This is a genomic window from Gordonia sp. 852002-51296_SCH5728562-b (assembly GCF_001665475.1).
Classification (GTDB): domain Bacteria; phylum Actinomycetota; class Actinomycetes; order Mycobacteriales; family Mycobacteriaceae; genus Gordonia; species Gordonia sputi.
In genome coordinates this window covers 1-784 of record NZ_LZMI01000088.1, presented here as the reverse complement: position 1 = coordinate 784, position 784 = coordinate 1, and the positions used below count along the sequence as shown (strand labels likewise).

Sequence of the window (784 nt, the reverse complement as noted above, 5' to 3'; positions counted from 1 at the left end):
AAGGGAAAATTCTGAGCCCAACTGCCAAACGTGCCGCCATCGACATGCTCAAGGACGTGAAGAGCATGTCAGAACGTATGGCGTGCAAGGTCGTTGGGCTTTCCAGGTCGGCCTACCGTCGGCTACCGCACGCACGCACGCCAGCCGATCCGGACGCCGCACTGCGTGACCAGTTGCGCACCTATGCCCGCAAACACCCGCGGCACGGGTTCCGGCGAGCGTGGGCGCACCTGCGCTTCGACGACGGCATCGAGATCAACAAGAAGAAAGTGCATCGGTTGTGGAAGGAGGAGGGCCTGCAAGTGCGGCGTGCTCCGCGCCGCAAACGCGCCGGCCAGTCATCGGTCCCGGTCGTGGTCGCGGACGCACCGAAAGTGGTGTGGGCATTGGACTTTCAGTTCGATTCCACCGTCGATGGGAAGAAGATCAAGATCGCGTCGATGGTGGACGAGCACACCCGCATGTCGTTGCTGAACATCGTGGACCGCTCGATTCCGGCTGAGCGGTTGATCGAGGAGTTGGAGAAGACGTTCGCGATCTGGGGTGGCCCGCCGATGGTGCTGCGCATGGACAACGGCCCTGAGTTCATCTCAGAAGCCCTGCAGGCGTTCTGTGCAGGGTCGGTGGGGATCTCCTACATTCCGCCCGGCACGCCGTGGAACAACGGGTTCATCGAGTCGTTCAACAACCGGTTGCGCGACGAGTGTTTGAACCGCAACTGCTGGCCCACCCTGTTGGAGGCCCGTGTGGTCATCGGCGACTTCAAGGCCGACCACAACCACCG

The 784-nt window shown here is 62.2% G+C and carries 1 protein-coding gene; it reads left to right on the top strand.

The annotated features are described in order from the left end of the window. Positions 1–65: 65 nt before the first annotated feature. On the top strand, positions 66–784 hold a 719-nt coding region (locus A5766_RS16325), incomplete at its 3' end, for an IS3 family transposase (RefSeq protein WP_231894680.1).